Raw genomic sequence first — 617 nt, forward strand, 5'->3', positions numbered from 1 at the left:
GATAACGTGGATGGCGAGTTAACGTTTAGCGTCTCTGGTAATAGCAACATTCAAGTGGCGATCGTCAATGGTATTGCTACGTTCACTCCAACGGCAGACTGGAACGGCTCAGAAGCATTGACCTTTACGGCGACCGATCCAAGCGGCGAAAGCGTTAGCCAAACGGTGAACTTCACGGTTGCGCCTGTGGCGGACATCGTGGCAGATAAAGCGACGGTTGTGGAAGACACGCCAACCATCATCAAGGTCTTAGATAACGACACGTTCGAAGGCGACGACAAAGTGGTGTCGCTGGATACCAATAACGGTCCAGCCAACGGCACGGTCTCGGTCAACCCGGACGGCAGCGTCACTTACACGCCGAACGACAACTACCACGGTACAGACAGCTTCACGTACATCGTTACGTCGGGTGGGGTCAGTGAGTCCACCACGGTGAACGTCGATGTCACACCAGTCAATGACGCGCCAGTGGCAAAAGATGATACAGCTGTTACTGACGAAGACACGCCAGTGACAATTGATGTTCTGCCAAACGATACTGACATCGATGGTGATACGTTAAGCATTGATTCGGCGTCTGTGCCGAGTGAGCAAGGGACAGTCGAGATTGTTGA

General features: G+C 52.8%; 1 protein-coding gene. It reads left to right on the forward strand.

Annotation, left to right across the window (positions count from 1 at the left end):
- Positions 1–617, forward strand: a 617-nt coding sequence (locus tag R7R24_RS28230; protein WP_318120382.1) for an Ig-like domain-containing protein, incomplete at both ends; no start/stop codon positions are given.

The organism is Vibrio sp. 704 (assembly GCF_033339295.1).